The sequence below is a fragment of the Emticicia sp. 17c genome, from assembly GCF_037153985.1.
Lineage (GTDB): Bacteria > Bacteroidota > Bacteroidia > Cytophagales > Spirosomataceae > Emticicia.
On sequence record NZ_JBBAYI010000012.1, the window covers coordinates 81,491 to 107,137 of the forward strand.

Annotated in this window: 13 protein-coding genes; 4 read left to right on the plus strand and 9 right to left on the minus strand. The window is 38.8% G+C overall.

The features are described from left to right. Positions 1-9: 9 nt before the first annotated feature. The 4 genes from WAA15_RS20350 to WAA15_RS20365 all read right to left on the minus strand — a co-directional run bounded on the left by WAA15_RS20350 (position 10) and on the right by WAA15_RS20365 (position 9,932). A complete protein-coding gene (locus WAA15_RS20350) occupies positions 10-2,400 on the minus strand; it encodes an ABC transporter permease (protein ID WP_337044677.1) in 2,391 nt (796 codons plus the stop codon). A gap of 85 nt (positions 2,401-2,485) precedes the next feature. Further along, positions 2,486-4,906 (minus strand): FtsX-like permease family protein, encoded by a 2,421-nt coding sequence (locus tag WAA15_RS20355; protein ID WP_337044678.1) that lies wholly within the window; start codon positions 4,904-4,906, stop codon positions 2,486-2,488. 89 nt (positions 4,907-4,995) lie between these two features. Then, positions 4,996-7,458, minus strand: coding sequence for an ABC transporter permease (locus WAA15_RS20360; RefSeq protein ID WP_337044679.1), 2,463 nt, complete (start codon positions 7,456-7,458; stop codon positions 4,996-4,998). Between the two features lie 80 nt (positions 7,459-7,538). After that, positions 7,539-9,932: an ABC transporter permease gene (locus tag WAA15_RS20365; RefSeq protein WP_337044680.1), complete on the minus strand. Its 2,394-nt coding sequence runs from the start codon at positions 9,930-9,932 to the stop codon at positions 7,539-7,541. A 306-nt stretch (positions 9,933-10,238) separates the two neighbouring features. On the opposite strand from WAA15_RS20365, the gene WAA15_RS20370 reads away from it, so the two are divergent. The 4 genes from WAA15_RS20370 to WAA15_RS20385 all read left to right on the plus strand — a co-directional run bounded on the left by WAA15_RS20370 (position 10,239) and on the right by WAA15_RS20385 (position 13,278). Then, positions 10,239-10,826, plus strand: a complete 588-nt coding sequence (locus WAA15_RS20370; RefSeq protein WP_337044681.1) for a hypothetical protein — start codon at positions 10,239-10,241, stop codon at positions 10,824-10,826. After that, positions 10,823-11,932: a sensor histidine kinase gene (locus tag WAA15_RS20375; RefSeq protein WP_337044682.1), complete on the plus strand. Its 1,110-nt coding sequence runs from the start codon at positions 10,823-10,825 to the stop codon at positions 11,930-11,932. The genes WAA15_RS20370 and WAA15_RS20375 overlap by 4 nt, the downstream gene beginning before the upstream one ends. After that, positions 11,929-12,684: a LytR/AlgR family response regulator transcription factor gene (locus WAA15_RS20380; protein ID WP_337044683.1), complete on the plus strand. Its 756-nt coding sequence runs from the start codon at positions 11,929-11,931 to the stop codon at positions 12,682-12,684. Before WAA15_RS20375 ends, WAA15_RS20380 begins: the two co-directional genes overlap by 4 nt. Before the next feature lie 75 nt (positions 12,685-12,759). Beyond that, the gene (locus tag WAA15_RS20385; RefSeq protein ID WP_337044684.1) at positions 12,760-13,278 is read left to right on the plus strand and encodes an META domain-containing protein; all 519 of its coding nucleotides are present in this window, start codon (positions 12,760-12,762) and stop codon (positions 13,276-13,278) included. Between the two features lie 73 nt (positions 13,279-13,351). On the opposite strand, the gene WAA15_RS20390 is transcribed toward WAA15_RS20385, so the two are convergent. The 5 genes from WAA15_RS20390 to WAA15_RS20410 all read right to left on the minus strand — a co-directional run bounded on the left by WAA15_RS20390 (position 13,352) and on the right by WAA15_RS20410 (position 25,634). Continuing rightward, entirely contained in the window at positions 13,352-15,742 is a 2,391-nt protein-coding gene (locus tag WAA15_RS20390) for an ABC transporter permease (RefSeq protein ID WP_337044685.1), read from the minus strand. 75 nt (positions 15,743-15,817) lie between these two features. Continuing rightward, the gene (locus WAA15_RS20395) at positions 15,818-18,184 is read right to left on the minus strand and encodes an FtsX-like permease family protein (protein ID WP_337044686.1); all 2,367 of its coding nucleotides are present in this window, start codon (positions 18,182-18,184) and stop codon (positions 15,818-15,820) included. A 60-nt stretch (positions 18,185-18,244) separates the two neighbouring features. Continuing rightward, complete coding sequence (locus tag WAA15_RS20400; RefSeq protein WP_337044688.1) at positions 18,245-20,644, minus strand: ABC transporter permease; 2,400 nt, start codon at positions 20,642-20,644, stop codon at positions 18,245-18,247. Between the two features lie 70 nt (positions 20,645-20,714). Continuing rightward, the gene (locus tag WAA15_RS20405; RefSeq protein ID WP_337044689.1) at positions 20,715-23,138 is read right to left on the minus strand and encodes an ABC transporter permease; all 2,424 of its coding nucleotides are present in this window, start codon (positions 23,136-23,138) and stop codon (positions 20,715-20,717) included. Positions 23,139-23,219: 81 nt separating this feature from the next. Beyond that, a complete protein-coding gene (locus tag WAA15_RS20410) occupies positions 23,220-25,634 on the minus strand; it encodes an ABC transporter permease (RefSeq protein ID WP_337044690.1) in 2,415 nt (804 codons plus the stop codon). Between the last annotated feature and the right edge of the window lie 13 nt (positions 25,635-25,647).

A 25,647-nucleotide genomic window follows, 5' to 3' on the forward strand; every position in this document is an offset into this window, starting at 1 on the left:
ATTTAAGCTTTATTCGGTTTTTAACGATTTCACCGGATTCGCCAATGCTGCTTTAATGGCCTGATAACTTACTGTCATGAGGGTAATAATCATGGCTATAATAAGCACCAGTATAAATACCCCTACACCAATATCTATTTTATAGGTATAATCTTTTAGCCATTCAGACATGGCATACCACGCAATAGGTGAAGCAATAACACATGAAATAACAATGAGTTTTATGAAATCTTTCGATAAAAGCCCCCACAAGTTAGTTATACTTGCTCCTAGTACTTTTCGGACACCAATTTCTTTTTTACGTTGTTCGGCCATAAATGAAGCCAAACCAAACAAGCCCAGACATGAAATAAAGATAGCTAGTATAGAAATAATAGCGGCCAGATTACCGATGAGTTCTTCATAATTAAACTTGGCTGCATATTCAACATCAGCAAATTTATAATCGAACGGGAAACCCGGATTATATTTTTCAAAAATAGGTTTAATACGGTTAATAGCTTCCGTAGACGATACACTAGGGTTTATTCTTACACAGATAAAGCTCACCCAGTCTTTTTCAAAAACAATAGTCAAAGGCGAAATATTTCTGTACGGAGACTCCATCATGACATTCGACACAACTCCTACAACACGGCGGTCACGGCCATTCCATTTTACTATTTCACCTACCGGATGTTTCAGCCCCATACGTTTAACAGCGGCTTCGTTTAAAAGAACCCCGACCGAATCGGTAGCAAATTCTCTTGAAAAATCACGCCCTTCTTTCAGTTTAACCCCTATGGTTTTAACGTAGTCGTAGTTGGTAGCTATGGTATTAAAAATAGCCGATTTGTCTTCTGGTGTTGAGCCTTTCCATTCCCAACCGTTGTTATTACTCCAGATTTGTGTTGGTGGTGAATTAGATTTACATACCGATGACACCATTCCTGATGAAACCAACTCATTCTGTAACGCATCAAAGTTTCGGATGAGGTCGCTTGAGCTTTCAACCGAAACCAGTCCTTTACTTGCAAAACCTATCGGACGGTTTTTGGCGTGTTGAATTTGCTGATAAATAATGATGGTTCCTATCATTAACACAATAGAGAAAGTAAATTGTACTACCACCAGAATCTTGCGGGGTAAAGCTGCATTTTTACCTACCCGAAAGGTTCCCTTGAGTATCTTAACCGGATTGAATGAAGATAAATAAAGTGCCGGATAACTACCTGCCAGCAAGCCTGTAAAGAGTGTAAAGCCTAAAATAATTATCCAGAAAACCGGATTATCTAATTGCAGGCTCATCTGCTTTTCGGTTAGCTGATTAAAGTATGGCAATGAGATGGCTACCAACAAAAACGCCAGCACTAATGACATGAATGCAATCAGGACAGACTCGCTCAGAAACTGGCTTATGAGTTGCCTGCGTGCTGAACCAACCGCCTTACGAACACCCACTTCTTTCGCACGTTTTTCAGAACGGGCAGTGCTCAAGTTCATAAAGTTGATACAGGCAATAACCAGAACAAAAATACCAAAAATACCAAACAGCCTTACGTATCTAATAAAGCCTCCTGTATTTTTGCCTTCTGTAAAATCGGAGTATAAACGCCATTTTTCCATTGGGTGAATAAATACCTCTGGCTTGATGCTTTTCTGCATCAGCACATTATCTTTAAAGTGGTCTAATACCACATTTCTGATTCTGGCATTGGTTTGTTCAGGGTCTACACCTTTTTTCAATTGTACAAAGGCTTGCCATGAATTGTTACCCCAATTGGTTTTATGAAATTTAGGAATCCAGTCGTAGATTTTCTCCTGTAATTTCCACGGCAACAGGTAATCATATTGCAAGCTGGCGTTTTTAGGTTGCTTTGCTATAACTGCGGTCACTTTCAAATCTATGGTATTATCTACTCGCACTATCTTACCGATAGGGTCTTTCTCACCAAAGAGCGACTTAGCCGTTTCTTCTGTTAATGCAATCGAATAAGGCTCTTTCAGGGGGTCTTTATCTCCGTTCAGCACTTTGAGCGAAAACATATTAATCCCCTCTTCTCCAAAAAAATGACCGAATTTCAGAAACTTCTGGTTACCTACCACTAACGAGCGGGTACTCCCCCAGTCGCACATGGCTACGCCCTCAAAATCAGGATACTTTGTTTTTAACTCCTCTCCCATCGGAAACGGTATAGCATCTTGTGTACCACGGCGGCCATCAAAAGTCTGATGCATCTTTACCTGATAGAGTGTAGTATAGTTGGCATGGTGCTTATTGGCCGACATTTCGTCGTTTATCCAAAGCCCAATGAGCATTGCCACAGCCATACCCACGGCAAGGCCAAACACATTAATAAAAGAATAAACCTTGCTCTTGGTTATATTCCGAAAGGCGATTTTAAAATAATTGCGTATCATAATTTTATAAGGGTAATAAGCAAGGAAAAGAAAAACGAAGAACAACCTTCCTCTTACTTTTTCCGGCGGTAATAAATATTCTCTGTTATTCTGTTTTCAGACTCTTTATGGGGTTCATGAGGGCAGCTTTAATAGCCTGATAACTCACCGTTAATAATGTTATCAGTAAAGCTCCGGCACCTGTTAGGGCAAAAATCCACCACGAAATTTCTGTATGATAAGTATACTTCTCTAACCACTGGCTCATGAAATAATACGCTATCGGAGCCGCTACCACACAAGAAATAATTACCAGTACAACAAAATCCTTTGAGAGCATCTGCCACAAGTTGGCTATGCTCGCACCCAATACTTTACGGATACCTATTTCTTTGGTACGCTGCTCGGCAACGAATGAGGCTAACCCAAACAAGCCCAGACACGAAATAAAGATAGCAAGCAAAGTAAAGAACGTGGCTAATTTACCAATACGTTCTTCCTGACTGAACTTCTTACCATATTCTTCGTTAACAAACTTGTAGTCGAACAACGCCGAAGGTACTATTTGCTTGAAAACCGCTTCTATTTTGGGCAATGCTTCATTTGCACTTGCATTTGGTTTGATTTTAATAATCATCTGGCTTACATCTACGTACTTGGGGTCCAGAAAATAAAAAGAACGTTTTACAGGCTCATACGGCGACTGCATCACCAAATCTTTTACTACACCGATAATCTGCCAGCTTTTGCTCACACCCTCGTCGGTATTAGTAATAAATTCGCCTACTGGGTTTTTAAGACCTAAATATTTAGCGGCTGTTTCATTAATAATAATTGCGCTCGAATCGGTTGCATAATTTCTCGAGAAATCACGCCCTTCTTTTATTTTCCAATCAATCAACTTACCGAAATCATGCGTTACGTTCACCACTGCAAAATCAGAAGCTAGTTCAGGGTCTTTACCTTTCCAGTTGTATCCGCCCGAATTACTCCATATTTCAGTTAGTGGGCTTGAAGCAAGCGCCATGTTTTCTACCATACCTGTATTAAGCAACATCGTTTTAATAACATCTTGCTTACCCTGATAGTTAGGGTCGTTTAAAGATACCTTAATGAGCCCTTCTCTGTTATACCCTACTGGTCTGTTGCGGGCGTGGTTAATTTGCTGGTATACTACAATGGTGCCTACTATAAGCACTACTGAAACCGTAAATTGTACCACTACTAGCACCTTACGCGGCAAAGAGGCAAACCGACCCAGTTTGAAAGTACCTTTCAGGACTTTTACAGGTTGAAAAGATGATAAATAAAACGCCGGATATAAACCTGCCAGACAAGATGTAAACACAATAAAAACGATACTGATTGCCCAGAAAACAGGATTGCCGAAAGGCATCGACATATCTTTGTTACCCAGATTATTAAACCATGGCAATGCCACTGTAACTAACCCTAAGGCAATAATAAAAGCAAACACCACAACAAGGAACGACTCGCTCAGAAATTGTTGTACCAGTTGCCCTCTGACCGACCCAATTGCTTTACGTACACCTACCTCTTTGGCTCTTTTTTCGGAACGAGCCGTGCTTAAATTCATGAAGTTGATACACGCCAACAATAATACAAATACGCCTACAATACCAAATAACCAAACAAAAGTAATAAGCCCTCCTACTATTTCGCCATTCTTGAACTCAGAGTAAAGGTGCCATTTTTTCATAGGGTGTAAAATAATGGCTGGTTTGTATTTGCTCCATTCCTTTACAATTTCTTTGGGTGGGTTTTTCTCATAAAAGTCTTTTAGGCCAGCATTGGCTTCTTCAAACGATACATTGGGTTGTAACTGTACATATACATTGAAAGAACTGTTATTCCACTCATTTTCACATTGCTTTACCCACTCGTTCGACGACACCCACAAAGACCACGGCGAAAAAAACTGTATTTCGCTAAAACGGTTATTCCGTGGGAGGTCTTCATAAACACCTCTTACCACCACATCCATTCGGTTATCTATTTTCAGGTTCTTATTCAGAGGGTCCTGGTCTCCGAAAATAGCATCAGCCGTAGACTTCGATAGAATAATTGAGTGAGGGTCTTGCAAAGATGCCGATGAGCCTTTCAGCATTTTCAATGAAAGCATCTCAATTACGTCGCCCTCAATAAATTCTCCGGTTTTAGGAAACTTGTCGTTATCTGACGTAAGCGTATAATTACCAAACCAAAAGGCACGCAAAACGTGTTTAAAGTAATGTTTGTAGTTATTTTTAAGAGCCGTTCCTAACGGAAATTGCAGGGCATCTCCGCTGCGAGTAATACCGGTGTTAGGGTCGGTACTTTTATTTTTTACCTGTGCAATACTGTCATAATTTTTATGATAAGTATTGTACGACAACTCATCGTATACCCAAAGGCCAATTAGCATAGCTACCGACATACCAACTGCTAAGCCACCTATATTGATGAACGAATAAACCTTGTTGTTGCTCAGATTCCTGAATGCGATTTTGAAATAATTAAGTATCATAATAGCTCATAAATACCTCATCAGAGGTGTTTGTTTTTCATAATAGATAAATATTGTTACAAAGGTAATCTATGCTTGACAAACAGTTGTTAGTCTGTTTTTAGCGATTTAACCGGATTCACCAGAGCGGCTCTTACAGCCTGATAGCCAACTGTTAATAAGGCAACCAGTATAGCTCCAGCACCTGAGGCTACAAAAATCCACCAGCTTATTTCTACTTTGTAAGCAAAGTTTTCGAGCCATTTATTCATCAGATAATAGGCTATCGGGCTGGCAATCAGAATCGAAATAATTACTAGTTTAATAAAATCTTTGCTCAATAATGTTGTAATACCTACTACACCGGCTCCAAGAACTTTTCTGATACCAACTTCTTTTGTGCGGCTTTCGGTCGTAAAAGTGGCTAAGCCAAATAAACCCAGACAAGCAATAAAAATAGCCCATACAGATGCCGTTGTGAATATTTTACTGTATTGCTGCTCATTAAAATATTGCTTATTGAAATTATCATCAATGAAAAAATACTCGTAAGGGTTACCCGGAAAACTAGATTTATAGAGTTTTTCGAGGCTTGCTACTTTTTCTTTCATTTTATCGGGCGTAAGCCTTACTGTATAATATGCCGAGGAGTTTTGAGGATAAAATATTATCGGGTCGATGTCACGCTGTACACCTGTATGATGATAATTCTTCACTACTCCTATGATTTCCAACGACCTTTCATCCCACTGCATACGGCTATGTACAGCCTCTTCGGCAGAAGTAAAACCTAGGGCTTCAACTGCTTTTTCGTTCAATAAAACTTTGCTGTTTTCGTCCCAGTCAACATTACATTCAGCCGCAGTAAAGTTTCTACCAGCTTTTAAGCCAATTTCATAAGTTTTCAGGAAGCGTTCGCCTATAATAGCAAACGAATATGTTTTGAGTTCATCGCCGGGTTTCGATTTTGCCTGTGTAAAACCTGAGGTCATGAAGTTATACCAACCGCTTGGTATAGTACCCGAAGCGCAGTAATCTTTAACAAAACTTTGTTGCGCCAATTCGTTAACAAAAGCTGTTTTACGGGCTTTTATGGTGCTGTCTTTCCCCACTTCGGGGCCTCTCATTACTAATAACTGGTGCGTATTAAGCCCCATGTCTTTGTTTTGCATAAAATGCAGTTGGTTGTAAATCAGTACAGTTCCTAAAATAAGTATGATAGAAATACTAAACTGAGAAACCACCAGGGCTTTCCGTAAGAATATACCTTTCGACTGCTTGCTGATTTTACCTTTCAGGGTCTGAATAGGGCTAAAGTTTGACAATATGTAAGCCGTTAACCCACCCGAAAAGATAGAACCGGCCAATAGTAAGCCTAAGCCAATCAATGAAACCGCCGAAAAATTAATGGTACTGACTGACAGTTCTTTGCCGATTAAATTGTTGAAAACACCTTGAAAAGAATATACAAGGAACAACGATAAGCCCAGCGCAAGCACATTTACCAATACCGACTCGCCCAGAAACTGTAAAATAAGATTTGTTTGGGTAGCTCCAATTACTTTTCTGACGCCTACTTCGTTGGCGCGTTTCAGCGAATTGGCTGTTGAAAGATTGATGTAATTAAACCATGCTATAAGCAGTATCAGAAAAGCAATACCTCCAAGCATATAAATATATTTGAGATTTCCGGTTGTCTGGTAGGTATCGTTCAATGAGGCAGCCAGATGAACGTTTGCAAAAGGCTGCAAACGAAAATGCACACCGTCATTTTCTTTACCTAGTTTGTTACGCATATCCGTCAGCTTTTTCTCAAATGCTTTTGGGTCAACGCCTTTATTGAGTAAAAAGAACGTATTAATGTACTGCGAATCAAGATTTGTCAGAATAGCCCAGCTGTTTCCTTTCAGATTAGCCGGATTCTTCATGGTTTCTAGCGAGAAAACCATATCGTATCTGATATCCGAATTATCTTTCATGTCGGCAAATACTCCCTCAATGGTATGAGTTGTAGTGCCAAACTGGTTGTCGAGTGTCAGAAGTTGCCCAACCGGATTTTCACTACCAAAGTATTTTTTAGCCGTTGTTTCCGAAATAAAAACAGTATTGGGTTTATACAAGGCTTTGGCATTGCCCGATACCAGAGGAAACGTAAAGAACTCGAAGAAATTAGCCTCTGCAAAGCCTATACCTGTTTCGCGGAAAGGTTCGCTACCTGCTTTTGCACGTTTCACAACACCTTTTGTAACGCCTTGTTCTAAGCGGCAGAAATCTTTAATTTCAGGAAAAATCTCTTTTGCTTTCAAAGCCCAGCCAGGCTCTATTTCGGCCCATGTTGCTCCATGAATATCTTCGTTTAGAAGTCTGTAAGTATCTTTTAAATTAACATGAAAATTATTTACGCTTTTTTCCAGACTGATATACTCCAGAATGAATAAAAAGGCGGTTATTCCCATAGCCAGACCAACAATGTTGATGAAGCTGTATATCTTATTTCTGATAAGATTCCGAAAAGCGATTTTTAGATAGTTACTGAGCATGGTTTTACCGAAACGTCGGGTCGCCTCCTTCATGGAGGATTTTAGTAATGAATTTAACTATTACACTTTTTCTCTCAAACCAAACACCTCGATAAAATAACTACACTTAATATTTACTCTGACTTTAAAGACTTAACCGGATTCATCAGGGCGGCTTTTATAGACTGGTACCCTACTGTTAGTAAAGCTACAATAAAAGTAGAAGCAACAGCCAGCATGAAAACCTCCAGCCCGATATTTATATGGTACTTAAATTGTTGCAGCCAGTTATGCATCAGCCACCATGCAAGTGGAGCAGCTAACGCAAAAGCTATCAGAATCAGACGCGAAAATTCTTTTCCGAAAATCCATAATATATGCCCCATGCTTCCACCAAGTACTTTTCTGATACCTATTTCTTTGGTTTTCTGGCTTACCATAAACGAAACCAGTCCGTATAACCCAAGGCATCCGATAAAAATAGCTATACCCGAAAAAGTCTGAATCAGTTTAAGCATAATATCTTCAGTTTCATAAAACTCGGCTATGCTTGCATCCAGAAACTTGTATTCATAAATCTGGTCGGGGTGCTGTTGTGTCCAGTTTTTTTCTAAAGTCGCCATTATACTCTTTGCATTATTCATGTTGATTTTAACACCATAAGTATCATAGTTTCCGCTTATGGTTGTAATACAAATAGGGTTAATATCCTGATGGAACGACTGGTCATGGAAATCTTTTACAACACCTACAATGGGGCCACTTTGCCGCCCGCCATCCAGAGCCAGTTTTTTGCCTATCACATCCTGTGGCGATTTAAAGTTAAGTTTACGAACAAATGCCTCGTTTACCAAACATTCGCGCATGCTGTCGGCAGGAAAAAAATTACGCCCCGCTACCAGTTCCAAACCAAATGTAGACAAATACTGGTCGTCGCCGGCTTTTATGCTTACTCTGAAAAGCTCTTCTTCTGAACGGTTATCAAATTTGATAGAGGTGTTCCAGCTAGAACCCGAAGCCGGAGCGGTAAAAAAAGTTGAGACTTTCTCTACACCGCTAATGGCTGCAAACTGATTTTTGAGGGTTTTCTGTGTACTTAAGTCGGTGTCAGAGGCCATCGGAATTAATAAAATGGCATCTTTCTGAAAACCCAAGTCTGAGTGCTGTGCATATTTTATCTGATTAGCAATAACTACCATGCCGATAATCAGCACCTGTGAAATAGCAAATTGTGTAATGATAAGTGTACGTCGTGTGTTGAAACCACCTATATTTTGTTGAGATAGTTTACCTTTAAGAGCGAGAACAGGCTGGAATCCGGCCAGAATTAAACCCGGATAAGAACCAGAGAAAAAAGTAACAATACTGACCAACACCGCCAGAAAAGCCGATAGCTGCCAGTCTTGTAATAGATTAATAGTTACTTGTGTGTTGAACCATGTATTAAGGTACGGCAAAGCTATGAATGCCAATACAAGGGCTATTAATGCACCAAGTACTGTAATTAAGCCTGTTTCGGCCAGAAACTGCCAGAAAAGCTGTAATCTTACACTACCTAATACTTTTCTGATACCTACTTCTTTAGAGCGTTTCAAAGCCTGTGCAGTAGCCAGATTAATGAAATTAACACAAGCAGTAATAATCAGGAAGAAACCTATAAACGATAATATCCAGAGATTTTTTTTGTCCATCGGGCCATCAAAACGGGCATCGAAGTGCATTTCGGCCAGTGGCTGTAATTTGTAATGATGCACATTTTTAGCATTAGGACGATATTTTTTTACGTAGTCTGGCATTACTTTCTCTACCTGTGCTACGGTAATTTCTGGTCGTAGCAAAGTAAAACATTGCATTGAACTGGAAATCCCACCCCAAGAGTCATCGCTGGCAAACCATTCGTTGTAAGCCTTTAAAGTAGGATACGACACATAAATTTCGGTTTTTCGGTCGGTATTAGCAGGCAGGTCTTTCAGAACACCCGTTACTTTTAGCTCAATCCGGTTATCAAGTTTAAAGGTTTGATTAACAGGGTTTGTGTCACCAAAAAGTTTTTTTGCTGCATGTTCAGTCAAAATAGCAGTGTTGGGTTCTGTCAGCGCAGTTTTTTTATCACCTGTTAGAAGCGGATAATTAAATATATCGAAAAACTCGGTTTCTGTAAAAGCAATTCCTTCTTCTTCTTTAAATTTCTTTACTTCGGCACCTTGTTTCACCGAAATAAGCTGGTCATCAAAAGTACAGATTCTGGCAACTTTTTCGCCGAAAGTATAATCGTTTCTGAATGCCTTTCCTAAAGGATTAGGCACGCTGTAAGTATAATTGATGTTGTCGCGGTGTTGTTCTGTAACGATTCGGTAGATACGGTCAGCATTCTGGTGGAAGTTATCAAAACTCAAGTGGTATTTTACCAAAGCGAAAATAAGGATTCCGCAACTCATGCTCAAAGCAAGGCCCATTATATTAATCAGGGCATAAACCTTGTTTCGTTGCAGATTCCTTATTGCTATTTTCAAATAATTCTTCAGCATAGCTTTTTCATAATTTCATATATAATATTACAATACGCCAAAGCCATGCCAAAAACACAAAGCACTTATAATAAACACTTTAAGATATATAGCAAGAAAAAAAACTGTCCGATTTCGGACGACTTTCGTACGTTGACGGACAAGTATTTTTTCAGCTCTCCCCTATTCATCTTCCTGAATTTCTATACATCAATTCAGGTTATCTATTCACGGAATTCAGCACTATAACCGAAATAGGTTCATAGTAATATTTTTTACTTATTGGTTTGTAGCTGATTATTTAATAGCTAAAACTTAATTAGAAACATGCAATCAAAATTATCGGTTTTCGACAAAAAATTCTGGGCTATCTGTCTCATTACAGGGCAAAGTATTGTCATCATTAGTTCTTTTTTCTGGAATAACAACGGCCGCCATACAATTAATGGTTCTGTTATGGTATTTTTCTCAATGCTCTTTCTGGCTGTTGGTATGGTAGGGCTGTTTGATAAGCTCAAGGCTATTATGCCTGTTTATTCAAGATTAGGCTTTTTTTATGCCATGTATGGCATTTTTGGAGGTGTGGGTTTTGCCTACGAAGGGTTATATTCGAATGTTTTTAGTGTTTCACAAAAAATCGGTATAGAGGCTTATCAACTTTTCCCTACACAAATGAACCTCGTTCTCTATTGGAGTGGTCCTGCGTTTCCGCTTACGTTTTTATTTCTGGGCATCGGATATATACGCGCCAAGGTTGTAAAATGGTGGGTAGGTGCGTTACTATCAGTAGGAGGTGTTACTTTTCCTATAAGCCGCATTTTACGTAACGAATGGCTGGCACATTTGAATGACATCATTATGTTCATACCTTTATGTATTATTGCTTATCAATTCTGGAACGATACTGAACAATGAGAACAAACAACTTTTTCAGTAATTTCTTTTTTCAATTTATTATCATTACGCTCGCCAATTTTGGTTTAGGAGGAGGCTTGTTTCTGGTAGCAACTTTGGTAGGTTACATGCCTCCTGCCGAGTCTCCGCTAGGAGCTACCAATAATTTTATTTTTTATGACAACCTGCTAGAGTCATTTCTGGCAGTTGTTATTATTTATTTGTATCGTAAATTTACTTTCATCAACAAACAGTATACATTTTATAATTATGTAGTACTGGCTATATGTTTGTACTTAGGCAAAGGTTTATTAGTATTGCTAAGCATTAATAATGTGCCTTTTAATTATTCACTAAATGACTTATTTTTTAGATTTAACGGAGCTATCATTTTCAGACTGAATCTGATTTGGGCAGGTTTATTTGCTTACTACTGGGTCGAAAACGAGCAAACTAAAGAACAACGTTTTTTATTGAAAGAGCTTGAACTGGCTCAGGTTAAAGAATTAAAAACCAAAGCTGACCTTGAAGCCCTACAAGCAAAAATCAACCCTCATTTCTTGTATAACTCTTTAAATTCGATTGCTAATGCCATTGACGACGAACCTCAGAAAGCTAAACAGATGACTTTATTATTAAGCAGGTTTTTCAGGTTTAGTACCAATGCTCAAAGCCAATACTACTGGACATTACACGAAGAGCTTGACTTGGTAAAAACCTATTTATCTATTGAAAAAATAAGATTTGGCGACAAACTAGACTTTTATATTCCAGAAGCCGATACCAGTCTGATGAGTTGTCTTATCCCTCGGTTTTTAATTCAGCCACTAGCCGAAAATGCCATTAAGCATAGCATTTCAAAAATAGCTGGCAAAGGCATTATAGATATACAGATTAAGTTTGACGGTGGTTTTATAGAATTAAAAATCTATGATAATGGTGTGCCTTTCAGCGCGGGTTTTCAGCAAGGATATGGTTTAAGGAGTGTCAATGAAAAAATAAAACTTTTAGGAGGCAAAAATGCCTCTTTTGAGTTATTTAATGAGCCAATGGTGAGTTCTGAAAATTATCATACCCCCTCTGGCAAGTATATTCTGATTCGCCTGCCTCAAAAAATTAAGTTATGAAAACAGTTATTATTGAAGATGAAGAATTAGCCATTAAGGGATTACTCAAACTGCTTAATGACTATAATCATTTTTTTGAAGTAATGGCTATTGCACGTAACGGTCAAGAAGCCGTAGAAATAGTAGAGTATCACAAACCCGACGTGATTTTTCTGGATATAGAAATGCCTGTTTTTAACGGTTTTGAGGTACTGAAAAAACTAAAAAATATGCCTCTGATTATTTTCACAACTGCTTACGATGCCTTTGCAGTAAAAGCCTTTGAAGAAAACTCGGTCGATTATCTACTAAAACCTATTGAGAAACAACGATTTGACCTAACCGTAGAACGTTTAAAACAAAGAAATACAGAGAAGTCTGCCGAGTTTGATATCCAGCAATTTTCTGCATTATTTCATACATTAAGCGCAAAGCAGGGTATTCATTCACTCACAGTAAAATCAGCAGATAAATTTTTGTTTATTTCTATCTCTGAAATTGCTTATTTTATTGCCGAAGAGCGTTATGTTTTTCTGAACACATTAGATGGTAAAAAATATATTACTAACTATACCATACATAATCTAGAAGAAATACTACCTAAAGAGTTTATCAGGATTAGCCGTTCTACAATTATTAATTCCAAACATATTCTGGAAGCTCAACGTTTTTTTACGGGTAATTATGTGATTTTTCTGAAAGATACCAAAAGGTCAAAAATTGAAACAGGCCGAAAATACGTTGATAATTTTATAAAGTTATTTCATATCTGAATTAAAATTTCTAGTAGTTTTCCAACCTTTTTTACTAGAATAGTATCTTATTAGCATTACTTTAATTCTGTTTTTATGAAAAAATTAATGCTATTATTGAGCTTTATGGCAGTGCTAATGTCATGCGAAAATGCGGCAGAAGATATGTCAGCCAAAGCAGATGACCTGCCCGCCAATGCAAACACAAAAGCTGGCGATAACCCCAATGCACCTATCTCAAGTAAAGACCCTAACGCACCCTCAAAACCCACTGAATATTATTTTGCAGGGTATGAGGTTAGCCAAACAAAGGGGTCAGAAAAATTAGGCATAAATATAACCCAAGCCCCTGACAATACTACCTACCTTAGTATAAGCGGTAACAGCTATGTAAATATGTTTGGTGCTACTTATACCTACAACAAAGCCGACGGTGCTATTAAAGTTAAGGAATTAATTACTACCGAAATGGCTGGCCCTACTGAAGCCATGAAAGCTGAAGATGAATTATACAATAATCTGGCAAAGGCATCAAAAGTGGTTTTTGAAGCCAATCAGGTAAAACTTCTGGTGGAAAATCCGGCAAAAGAAGTAATGATTTTCAAGAAAAGATGAGGTTTAAAACTGAGTAATAAAAAATGGCAAAAGTTTTTTTCTTCTGCCATTTTTGATTGTCCTAACCTACCTATTATTCTGTTTTTAATGATTTAACCGGATTCATCAGGGCGGCTCTTATGGCCTGCCCCCCTACCGTTAGCAGGGCAATAACAATAGTTACAACAGCAGTAATAATAAAAATAGATGCGCCAACTGATATGTGGTAAGGGTAATTTTTGAGCCACTCCTGCGCAGCATAGAATGCCAGCGGAAATGCAAAAACAAACGACAGCCCTACCAGTTTCAGAAAGTCGGTAGAAAGTAGCTGAATAATACTACCCACCGATGCCCCCAGCACCTTGCGTATACCTATTTCTTTGGTACGTTTTTCGGCTGATAAAGTAGCCAGACCAAACAAGCCAATACAGGAAATGAAAATAGTTAATACTGCTCCAAACATCATGATTTGCTTCCACTTAGCTTCTGATTCATATTTTTTCAGGTTTATGGCTTCCATAAACTTATAATCATACGAATTGATTGGGAAGAGTTTTTTGAAAGTTTTTTCAATATGTTTTAAACTTGCTGTTTCTGAATTTGGCTTTATTTTAATGTATACCCTGCCATAAGTATTGCTTGGTTTCATTGTAAACAACTGTGCGCCAATTTCCTGATTTAAGGCATTGAAATGGTGGTTTCTGACTACTCCTATTACTTTATATTTGGTGTTATTATAGAAAGTCACTTCCTGTCCAATTGGGTTTTTCCAGCCTGCTTTTTTCACAAAAGCCTCGTTTACTATGACTGACTGTGTTGAGTCTGACGGAAAATCAGGCGAAAAATTACGCCCCTGTAATACCGGAATTTTTAAAAGTGGTAAAAACACCGGATTAACTGTTTCGTAGGCGAAATCAATTTGTGTTTCGCCATTTACTTTAGCTATGGTCCCCCACGAACCCCCATTTTTAGGAGCTACTTCAATAATACTTGGTTCTTTCTTTAATTCATCAACAAATAAATGCGCCTGACTGTGTGTCATATTCCACTTATCAACTATAATCAGGTTTTTATCATCATAACCTAATTCTTTGGTTGTCAGGTAATTAAATTGGGAGTAAATAGTAAGTGTAGCAATAATCAGAAAAGAAGCCAGCCCAAACTGAACAACTACGAGGCTTTTTTGCAGGTAATTTTTACCTGTAAGGTTAAAGCGGCTATATAAAGTTTTTACGGGGTCATAGCCTGACAACACCAAAGCAGGGTAAAAACCAGCCAACAAACTAGTAATAAAGAAAAGACCTACGTAGCCACCTACCAGTTTGAAATCGAACAAATAAGAAAAAGCCAGTGCTTTGTTAGCCAGTTGATTAAACGTAGGCAAAACTGCCTGTACAATTAACACCGCCAACACAAAAGCTATTAAACACAACACGAAAGATTCGCCCAGAAACTGCATAATTAATTGCTTTCTGTCTCCACCTACTACTTTCCTTACACCTATTTCTTTTGCCCGTTTCAACGAACGCGCCACAGTAAGATTAATAAAGTTGATACAGGCAATTAGCAGAATAAAGAGGGCAATACCTGTCAGGATATAAGAAAAAGTCGGATTACTGGCATCTGACAACCCATTTTGCGCAGCAAAAGTTGTACTCAGGTGCAGGTCTGTTAATGGTTGTAAGGCATAGCGGGCATTTTCTTTTATGTCATAATCTTTTTTCATCTTCTGGATGGTTTCCTTTGCATCGGCCTCATATATTCTTTTCATTTTGGCTTCAGCAGCAGTTGTATTCGCATTAGGCTGCAACACCACAAAGGTATTCAGAAAGAAACTGAACCAGTTTTCATTGTTCTGGTACTCTTCATTATTGACCACTATTGGCAACAGAAAATCGAATTTCACAGAAGAGTTCTGAGGTGCTTTTTTAGCAACACCCGTAATCAGGTAAGGCACTAGTTTATCTTCTTCAACAAAATCAATTGTTTTACCTAATACGTTGGTATTTTTGAAAAGTTTTTCGGCCATTTCGTCTGAGATAACGATTGACTTTGGTTTGTCGAGTGCCGTAGCAGGATTACCACTCGCTAATGGGAACGTAAAGACCGAAAAGAAATTCGGGTCTGTTTCAAGCACTTCATAACCTTTAATTTCTATACCCTGACGAATATTCCTGAAATCGCTTCTGAGGCGTACGAAAGATTTAATTTCTGGTACTCCTTCTTTAAATTTTGGTCCTTGAAAATACCCTGTGGTTCCGTCGGCCTGCTTTACGCTGCCATCAGGATTAAGCCACTCGGTAGTAATCCGATAGATATTCGGGTTATTGGCATGAAAGCGGTCGTAACTTACTTCATCTTTGGTATAAAGCATAATAAGCATAGCCGCCGCCAGCCCTATACTCAGGCCAGCAATATTAATAGAACTATAAACCTTATTTCTGAAAAGGTTTCGTAGTGCAATTTTCAAGTAATTCTTTATCATAACTTTAACTTTTTAGTTGTTTAACAGATAAATACTTTATTACTTCTGCTATTTAAAACGGGTACCTGAACGCCATTATTCGGTTTTCAATGATTTTACCGGATTGGCCAAAGCCGCTTTAATAGCCTGATAACTGATGGTTAATAAAGCAATAACAACAGCCACTACACCTGTGGCGGCAAATATCCACCACTCAATAGCCACCCGATAGGCAAAGTCTTTAAGCCATGCTGCCATGAAATAATAAGCCACCGGAACAGCCACAACAATTGCTAGTAAAACAAGTTTCAGGAAATCAAGCGATAATAACGTTGTAATGCTCACTACTGAAGCCCCCAATACTTTACGAATACCTATTTCTTTGGTGCGTTGTTTAATAGAAAAAGTAGCCAGACCAAACAAACCTAAACACGAAATAAAAACAGCTAAAGCCGCAAAGGTTTTAGTAAGATTACTGATGAGTTCTTCTCGTTCGTAAAAATGGGCAATATCCTCTTTAAAAAACGAGTACTCAAAAACATTGTCGGGGTATAGCCGCTCCCATATTTTAGCAATGTCCTGAATTGTATTGGTATTATAGGCTTTAAGCTGTATACCTGCATTTCGGTAATGCACCCGTGACGACATGATAACTGTTGGCTCAATGCCCGTGTAGAGGTCGGTATTGTTGAAGTCAGCCACAACGCCTACAATAACACCTGTTTTATCTAAATCTCCGACCAATAATTTTTTATTAAGCACTTCGTCGGGTGATTTTACGCCTAAGTCTTTTACCATTTTTTCGTTTACCAGTAGCTCTCGCAGGGTATCAGATGCAACAGGTTTACGGCCAGCTACGAGCTTAATGCCGTAGGTATCGATATAGGCTTCGTCGGCCATTTTAGACCTTCCCACAAATTTTTCCCAGTCTCTGTTTTCATATTTAATGCTTCCTGCACTACCCAGTTGTGAAGTAGGAGGCGTACGAAAAAAAGTGACGTTTTCGATATTGGCTAACTGCCGTAACTGGTTTTTAAAGGCAGCTAGTTTTGAACCTTCAGGGTTTGGTATGTTTACGTGTAGAATAAGGTCTTTTCTTAAACCTAAATCTTTATTCTGAAGGTAATTTAACTGCATCACTACTAGTATTGAAACCGCTATAAGCATACAGGCAATACTGAATTGTGTGACCACCAGCCCCTTACGCAAAGTAAATTTTTTAGGTAATTCTGTAATGTTTTTCAGGGCTTTTAACGGGTTAAAATTAGCAATAACCATTGCCGGATAGAATCCTGCAATGAAAACAATCAGAACCAGTAAAAGCATAATAAAGCCTGCCAGCTTAAAATCGGAGAAAAGACTGATATCTATGGGTGTTTTTAACCAGTTACTCAACAAAGGCGCAGTTAAATGGGCCGTAAAGACAGCCATCCCTGCCGACAAAGTAGCTACAACAGCCGTTTCGCTGATAAACTGCCAGAAAATCTGCCCTTGTGTGCTTCCCAGGGTTTTTCTGACCCCTACTTCTTTATAACGCTTAAATGACAATGCCGTTGATAGGTTTATGAAATTGATACAAGCAATAAGCACCATTAACATACCTACCACTAATAACAGATTGATGGTTGATTTCTTGATTTTTCCACCATAATCAATATTAAAATGAATATCTGGCAATGCCTGCAAATGATATTTGAATATTTCGCTATCTGCACCATAATATTTTTTCGAGAAAGCAGGCATCTGTTTTTCAAAACTCTCCTTTAAATCTGCTGAACGCAACATCACAAACGTTTCTCTACTACTATCAATCCATCCCCAATCGTCGTAGCCATAAGCTGGCATTAGCGTTTTAAGTGTGGGCAATGAAACAAATATATCTGTTTTAAAATCAGTATTTGCAGGATAATCTTTCAAGATACCCGCCACTATTACTTCTTGCTGGTTTTCTAATTTTATACTTTTGCCAATGGGGTTCTGTGTTCCGAAAAGTTTCTGCGCATAGCGTTCGGTTAGTACGGCTTTGTTCGGTTCATCTAATAAGGCTGGCGTTCCGGCTTTCCACTCATAGTCAAAAATCCTGAAAAAGTCGGAATTAGTAAAAGCAGCCGATTCTTTCTCCAGATATTTATGAACAACATTCTTTTCGGTTATGGCAAGCGTTAAAGGCTTATGTGCCAGATATGTACTGAATTCAACGGCCGAAAATTCTTTTTTGAAGGTACTGTGCGAAAGATAAGAACTTCCTTTTTCCCGTTCTATGGTACCGTCTTCCAGATGTAAATCAACAACTGCCCGATATATTCTGTCGGCATTTGTATGATAAGCATCCACACTCAGGTGATGCTTTACTATCTGAAAAACCAATATACCACCTGCCATGCCTAGCGCAAGCCCGGCAATATTCAGAAAAGTAAAGAGTTTATTTCTGCTTAAAATTCTTAATGTAAATTTCAGTTTCATTTTTTTAAGGCCAAAGGCTAAGGACATAACATAAGTTTTATGCCCTTAGCTACGTGTGTATTAGTCGGTTTTTAAAGATTTTACCGGATTCGTCAATGCGGCTTTAATAGCCTGCGAGCTTACTGTCAGCAAGGCAATAAACACAGCAACAAAGCCTGTTATAACAAATACCCACCATTGAATTGGAACCTGATAAGCAAAATCTTTTAACCATTGTTCCATAAAATAGTAGGCTATGGGACTGGCAACAACTATTGCGATAAGAATTAGTTTTAAAAAGTCTTTAGTGATTAAGGCCGTAATACCTGCCACCGATGCCCCTAATACTTTACGTATACCAATTTCTTTGGTACGTTGCTCGGCTGTGTAAGCAGCTAAGCCCAGTAAACCTAAACAGGCAATCAGGATAGCCAGCACCGAAAATAACATTACAACATTAGCCGTTTGGGTTTCAGCACGGTAAAGTGTAGCCAGAAACTGGTCGAGAAAAACGTATTCAAAAGCCGACGATGGAACGCTTTTCTTGAAAGTGGCTTCCAGTTGCTTCATGGTTTGCTCCAGATTACTGGTATTTATTTTTACGAGCAGATATGGCCTTGATTCGGTATCATTATTATGAAATACGTACGATGCAATAGGCTGATGAAACGATTCATAATGAAAGTCTTTTACTACGCCTACTATCTCGGCCTTACGATTCCAGAACAAATCATTTGAAACCTTACCGATAGCCTCCTGTGGTGTTTTATAGCCTAGTAGTTTTACGGTAGTTTCATTTACTACCATTTGCACGGTGGTATCTTTTTCGGCTTTTATAAGGGGCAGGGTTTTTCCGGCTAAGAATTTAAGGTCTAATACTTTGGCGAAATCACCTGTAACACGATTTGTTTTTACGAAGAAAGACTCCTTGGGGTTGTCGGCCTTACTCATTGAACGACCGCTCCCGCCTGAACCCAGATACGCCTGTACACGGCTGGTTTCTATCACATTGCTTAGGCTCTTGTAATTGTTAATCAGGGCATCAATTTGTTCTTTATTTTCGGCACCGGAGGTCATCACAGCCAGCACCTGTTCAGGGTTATAGCCTAGTTTTTTGTTCTGAATAAATTTAAGTTGCTGAAAAAAGATTAAAGTACAAATAATTAGAATGATAGACGCCGAAAACTGGACAACTACCAGCGATTGCCTGAAAAACCCTGCGCCTGTTTTTTTGTTGATTGAAGTCAGTAAAAGGTTTTTAGGCGCAAAAGAAGACAGGTAAAATGCCGGATATGACCCCGAAACAAAAGTAACAAAAGCAAAAACTGCCAATAGGCTTAGCCCTACTTCTGGGGTAAAAATATCAGTAACAGACAAGTTTTTGTCGGCCAGTTGGTTAAACACAGGCAAAGCCAGTATCAGAAAACTCAAGCCTAACAATAAAGCCAGAAAAACCGTAAGTGTTGTTTCGGTATAAAAACGCCCAATAAGCTGGCGGTTTGTAGCTCCGATTGTTTTATTGATACCTACCTCCTTGAAACGTTTCTGCGACCGCGCCGTTGCCAGATTCATGTAGTTGATACAGGCTATGACTAACACAACAAGGGCAAGAATTAATAATATTTTTACCTGCTTGGCATCGCCTACACGCGTTGTATTTGCATTTGAGATGTCGCCTGAATTCAAATGTACATCTGCCAATGGCTGAAGCCACAACGAAAACCAGCGGTCTTCTTTATTAGGCACATTTTTTTCAAGAATACCCGCCATTTGCTTTTCTACCTTTTGCTGATTGGCGTTTGGTGTTAATAACAAATAGGTTTCAAAACTTGAATTACTCCAGACCAGATTTTTAGAGGCCCAGTCTACACTATTGAAAGAACCCATTAAATCGGCATCAAGCGTAAAATTATGTGGCAGGTCTTCATACACACCTGTTACTTCTAACGAATACTTGCTTCCTACTTTCAGTACTTTTCCTATGGGGTTTTCGGTTCCGAAATACTTGCGGGCGGTTGTCTGGCTCAGCACCACCTTATTAGGGTCTTGTAGGGCTACTTTAGGGTTTCCCTGAACAAGTTTTATATCAAAAATTTCAAAAATAGTCCCATCCACCCAATACAGTTTTTTCTCTGCAAATTTTTTTTCACCTGCGTTTACAAAGGCTGTCTGACCGTAATCATTCAACAGTAACCGAGTTTGCTGAACAACTTCTGACACCTCGTTTTTCATGGCTGGACCAACTACGTTCGGTGCATTGGCCCATTTCTGGCTTTTACCGCCAAAAGTAGCCGTTACTCCAACCCGATAAATATCTTTTGCTTTTGAATGGTATTTATCAAAAGATACTTCATCTTTTACATAAAGCATTAGTAAGAGAGATACCGTAAGACCCAAAGCCAACCCTAACAGATTAAGAGCAGTAAAAAGTTTGCTTTTAAGTAAACTTCTCCAAGCGATTTTTAAATAATTCTTTATCATAAATTTATATGTTACAAGTAAATGGAACAAGGAAAAGAGCCTAGTCGTTTTCCTTGTTTTATTTGTTGATTTATTCTGATTTTAAACTTTTAACCGGATTTACCAAAGCGGCCGAAATAGCCTGATAGCTTACCGTAGCTACGGCAATGAGGATGGCTAATAAACCCGACAAAGGGAAAATCCACCATTCGATGTCAATCCGGTATGCAAAATCTGTGAGCCAGCTACTCATGGCATACCATGCAATAGGCGATGCAATCAGAATTGAAATTACCACCAGTTTGATAAAATCTTTTGAAAGTAGTGTAGTAATACTACCTACCGATGCACCCAGTACTTTGCGTACACCTATTTCCTTGCGGCGTTGCTCGGCCATAAATGCTGCCAGTGCAAACAAGCCCAAACATGAAATAAATATCGAAATACCGGCAAAAATCATGAACAATGTTCTTTGTTTCTGTTCGGCCTGATACTGTTTATTGAAACGTTCATCCAGAAACTGATAGCTGAATGGCGTAGTAGGCATATAGGTTTTCGATGTTTTTTCAATACTGGCAATGGTTTTCTGGAAATCTCCGGCAGCAATGTTAATCGAAAGCCAGCTACGCCAGTATTTATTAATGAGCATCACCATAGGAACTATTTTCTGGTGCAACGACTCAAAATGAAAATCTTTTACTACACCAATTACTTTGCCTTTTCTACCACCATACTCAAACAATTCATTAATGGCATCAGCGTTGTTTTTCCAACCAATCGATTTTACAGCGGCTTCGTTCAGAATATAAGCTGCAGAATCATCAGATTTAAAATGTCTTGAAAAGTTTCTACCAGCTACCAGAGGAATTTCATAGGTAGGCAGAAAATCATGGTCGACCGATAAGGCTTTTATTTCGGTACTTGTAGGTGCTAAGGAATCCCCCTTCGCTACTTTTGCTCCTTGCGAGTCGAGCAAACGCCCCGTTGGTGTTCTGGAAGAATGCGTTACATTTTTAACGCCTGCCTGACGTTTCAGTTCTTGCTTGAAACTTTCAAAATCAACAGCACTATCATTTCCTACCCTCATCACAACCACTTGGTCTTTTTTGAAACCTGCATCCTGATTCAACATAAAACTCAATTGCTTGTAAATAACAGCCGTACTGATAATCAGAACACAAGCAATTGAAAACTGCATTACTACTAATACCTGCCGTAAGCGGCCGTTTTTCATGGCATTTTTTATTTTGCCTTTTAAAACTTCTACCGGCTGGAAGGCAGTCAGGAAAAAAGCAGGATAGCTTCCGGCCAGAACACCGGTAAAGAAAATTACTCCCAGAATTAACAAAATAAACTTATAATCGAATAAGTTACTAAAAGTCAATGTCTTATCTGTAAAATCGTTCAAGGCCGGAATCAATAAAACAGTAGCTATAAGTGCAATAATTAAAGCAAAAATCGTAAGCAATAATGACTCGCTCAGGAACTGGCCTATCAACTGTGAACGTATAGCTCCCACTACTTTCCGAAGCCCTACTTCTTTGGCTCGGCCTGCCGAACGGGCCGTAGCTAAATTCATGTAGTTGATACACGCAATTAGTAGAATAAAAAAGGCTATGGCCGAGAAAGTATAAATATATTTAATATTTCCGTTGGCTTCATGCTCCGAGTCAAGGTGTGAATACAGGTGGATGTCGGTTAACTTCTGAAAGGTAAGGTCTGAGTATTGAGCCCCCTTTCTACCTTCATACACAGGCAAATGCTGGTCAAGAAAGGGCTTTATTCGGCTTTCGATTCTTGAAATATCGTAGCCCTTAGGCATCAGAAAATAAGTGGCAAAGTTATTGCCGCCCCAATCATTTTTCAGGCTTTCTTTTCCGTAAATCCGGTCATCGTTAAGGGTACTCATCGACATCAGGAAATCGGCATGAAAATGCGATTGCGTTGGCAATGGCTCGAATACACCAGACACCGTCATTTCGTATTTATTATCTATCTTAATCAGCTTACCGATGGGGTCTTCTTTGTCAAAGTATTTTTCGGCCATTGGCTTGGAAATTGCAATCGTAAACGGACTCGCCAACACTTTTTCTGCATTGCCTGAAAGCAGGTTTATTGAAAAAACCTTAAAAAGGTTTTCGCTAGCAAAATACATACTTTGCTCATGATATTTTTTTTCTGGATTTTCTGGTCGGTTCAGTACTGCATCTGCGCCAAACAATTGTGTAATTTGTTCGGCTTCTGAGAAATCGCTCTGAAAGTACTGCATAAAGGCAGGTGCTACGTGGCCTAAGTGCAGGCTCACAGTGCCATCGTTCGATTTGAAAATACGTGTAACCCGATAAATACGGTCGGCATTTTTATTGAATCGGTCGTAACTCAATTCATCTTTCACATATAAACCTATTAACAAAAAACAGGTAATGCCAATTGCTAGGCCAGCAATGTTAATAAAGGTAAAGCCCTTTTGTTTGGTAAGATTTCTAAAAGCGATTTTTAAGTAATTGCGTATCATAATTGAGGTATGTTTAAAGGAGAAAGAACGTGTCAGGAGAAAAGCCAGCTTTTCTCCTTTAAACATAATTTTCTTCTCCGGTTATTCTATTTTTAAACTCTTTACCGGATTCAGCCTTGCGGCTTTCAAGGTCTGAAAGCCTACCAGCAAGGCAACCATTGCCAGAAAAACCAGCCCAACACAGGCAAAAGTTAACCAGCTTAATTGTATACGGTAAGCATAGTTTTGCAACCAGTTATTCATACTCATAATTGCTAGCGGAAAAGCAATAAGTATTGCCAACCCAACCACTATGAGAAATTCTTTCAGAAATAAAAAAACAATACTGATACCCGAAGCCCCCAATACTTTACGAATGCCTACTTCTTTGGTTCGTCTGACAATATTTAATGAGACCATACCCAGAATACCCAGCAACACAATAATAATGGCTAGTGTGGTGGCTACTTCAGCGGCTTTTTGCAATTGCACTTCTGACTGATAAAGTTTCTGTAACGAATCGTTCATGAAAGTGTATTCAAAGGGGGCATCTGGTAAGAGAGACCTCCATTTTTTTTCAATATTTTTCATGGCTTCGCCCAGATTCGACGGGTTCAGCCTGAATGATAAGTAACGATAAAAAGGGTTGTCTCTAACCTGCATAAAAGCAATAGGGCCAATAGCTTTATGCATAGATTCAAAATGGAAATCTTTAGTTGCACCAACAATGGTAAAAGGTCTCGGAAAATAATGTAGCCTTACTTGTTGGCCTATGGCATCTTGCACATTTTTAAAGCCTAAAGCCTTAACAGCAGCTTCGTTAAGTACCATTCTGTCAGCCTGATAGCTTCCCTGAGTGGCATGAAAATACTGCCCTGCCGCCATAGGAATTTCGTAGGTCTGCGCGTATTTTTCATCAGTCATTAAGGTTGGGGCATAAAATGCTCTGGTTGAGTCTTGCCCTGCCCTGTAAATGGCACTACTAAAACCCGTTGCACCGTCGGGCATTTCCCATGAGAGGCTTGCTTCTTTTATTTCTTTCAATTGCAACATCTCTTTTCGTATAGTTTCCATTTTCTCGACCCCTTTTAGCGACCAGTCACGCGGAACTTTTACTGAAAAGACCGACTCTTTGTTATAGCCCAAGTCTTTATTAAAGAAATAACCTACCTGCTGCGAAATAACTGTTGCTCCTCCGAAAACAAACAGGGCTACTGTAAACTGAGAAGCTAACAGTACGCGTCTGAAAAAGATATTTTCTTTGACTGTTTTTAACTTACCTTTCATAGAATCGACAGACGGTAAATTTGCCAATACCAACGAAGGGTAAAGCCCACTCAGGACACCAATAAACAGGCTTAAAGCAATAGCTGCCAGATAAAAATAAACTGGCGCATTTAGCAATGAAATAATATCTTTTTGTAGTATCTGTGAAAAATAGGGTCTGAAAAGCTGATATAATACCAAAGAAACCAGTAAACTAAACAAACTGATAATAACTGATTCGGTTAAGAACTGGCCCAATACCTGCCCTTTCATGCTACCTAATACTTTTCTTACACCTATTTCTTTTAAGCGCGAAGACGAGTTGCCAATAGAGATATTAACAAAATTTACGACTGCCATCAACAGTATAAAAAAGGCCACAATACCAAGTGTAAGTATGGTCTTTTTTACTACCCCGTTGTTAGTACCGAGGTATACTTCTTTCAAAGGTGTGAGGTAAGGATGTAGATTTTCGCTGATTTCCTTCGAGGCATTGGTTGCAATTAATTGCGCCATTGGTTTCTCAAGGTCTTCTTTTCTGACACCTTTTTTTAATTCAATATAATTAACAATATAGGCGTTATTCCAGACATCGTACCCATTACGCCCCAGAAAACCAGCATTGATGAAAGACATCAGAATCGGGAGTTTATGGTTGGGCGTAACAAGGTTTGTAACAGAGTTGTAAGGAACGTTGTCTAACACGCCTGTTATCATAAAATCTCTTTTTTCTCCAGAAAACGACTCAATTCTGAGGCTTTGCCCTACCACATTGGTTCTACCAAAATACTTGATGGCTTGGTCTGACGAAATAACCATTGTATTAGGCTGGTTTAAAGCAGTTTTCGGATTACCCTCTATGAGCGGAAAGCCATACATAGTTAGTATGGTGGAGTCGGCCAGTTGCACATCTTCTCTGAAAACCTTTTCGCCTCTTGAAATAATTGTTGTTACACCATCGAAGCGATAATAATTTTCTACTAAAGCCGGATAATTTTCTTTTAAGGCTTTTGCCAATGGCCCTAGAGAGGTAATTTCGCCACCCATGTTTTCTTTATCCCATTTACTTTTAATCATGTATTGGTTATCCAGATTCCGTAACTCACTATTCACATTCATTTCGCCCCATATATAGCTACCAATCAACAAAGCAAAGGTGATTCCGACCGATAAGCCGAAAACAGTAACCAACGTGTAAAACTTACGCTTCATGAGGTTACGCCAAGAAATTTTCAGATAGTTTTTTAACATAATTTTGAAATTT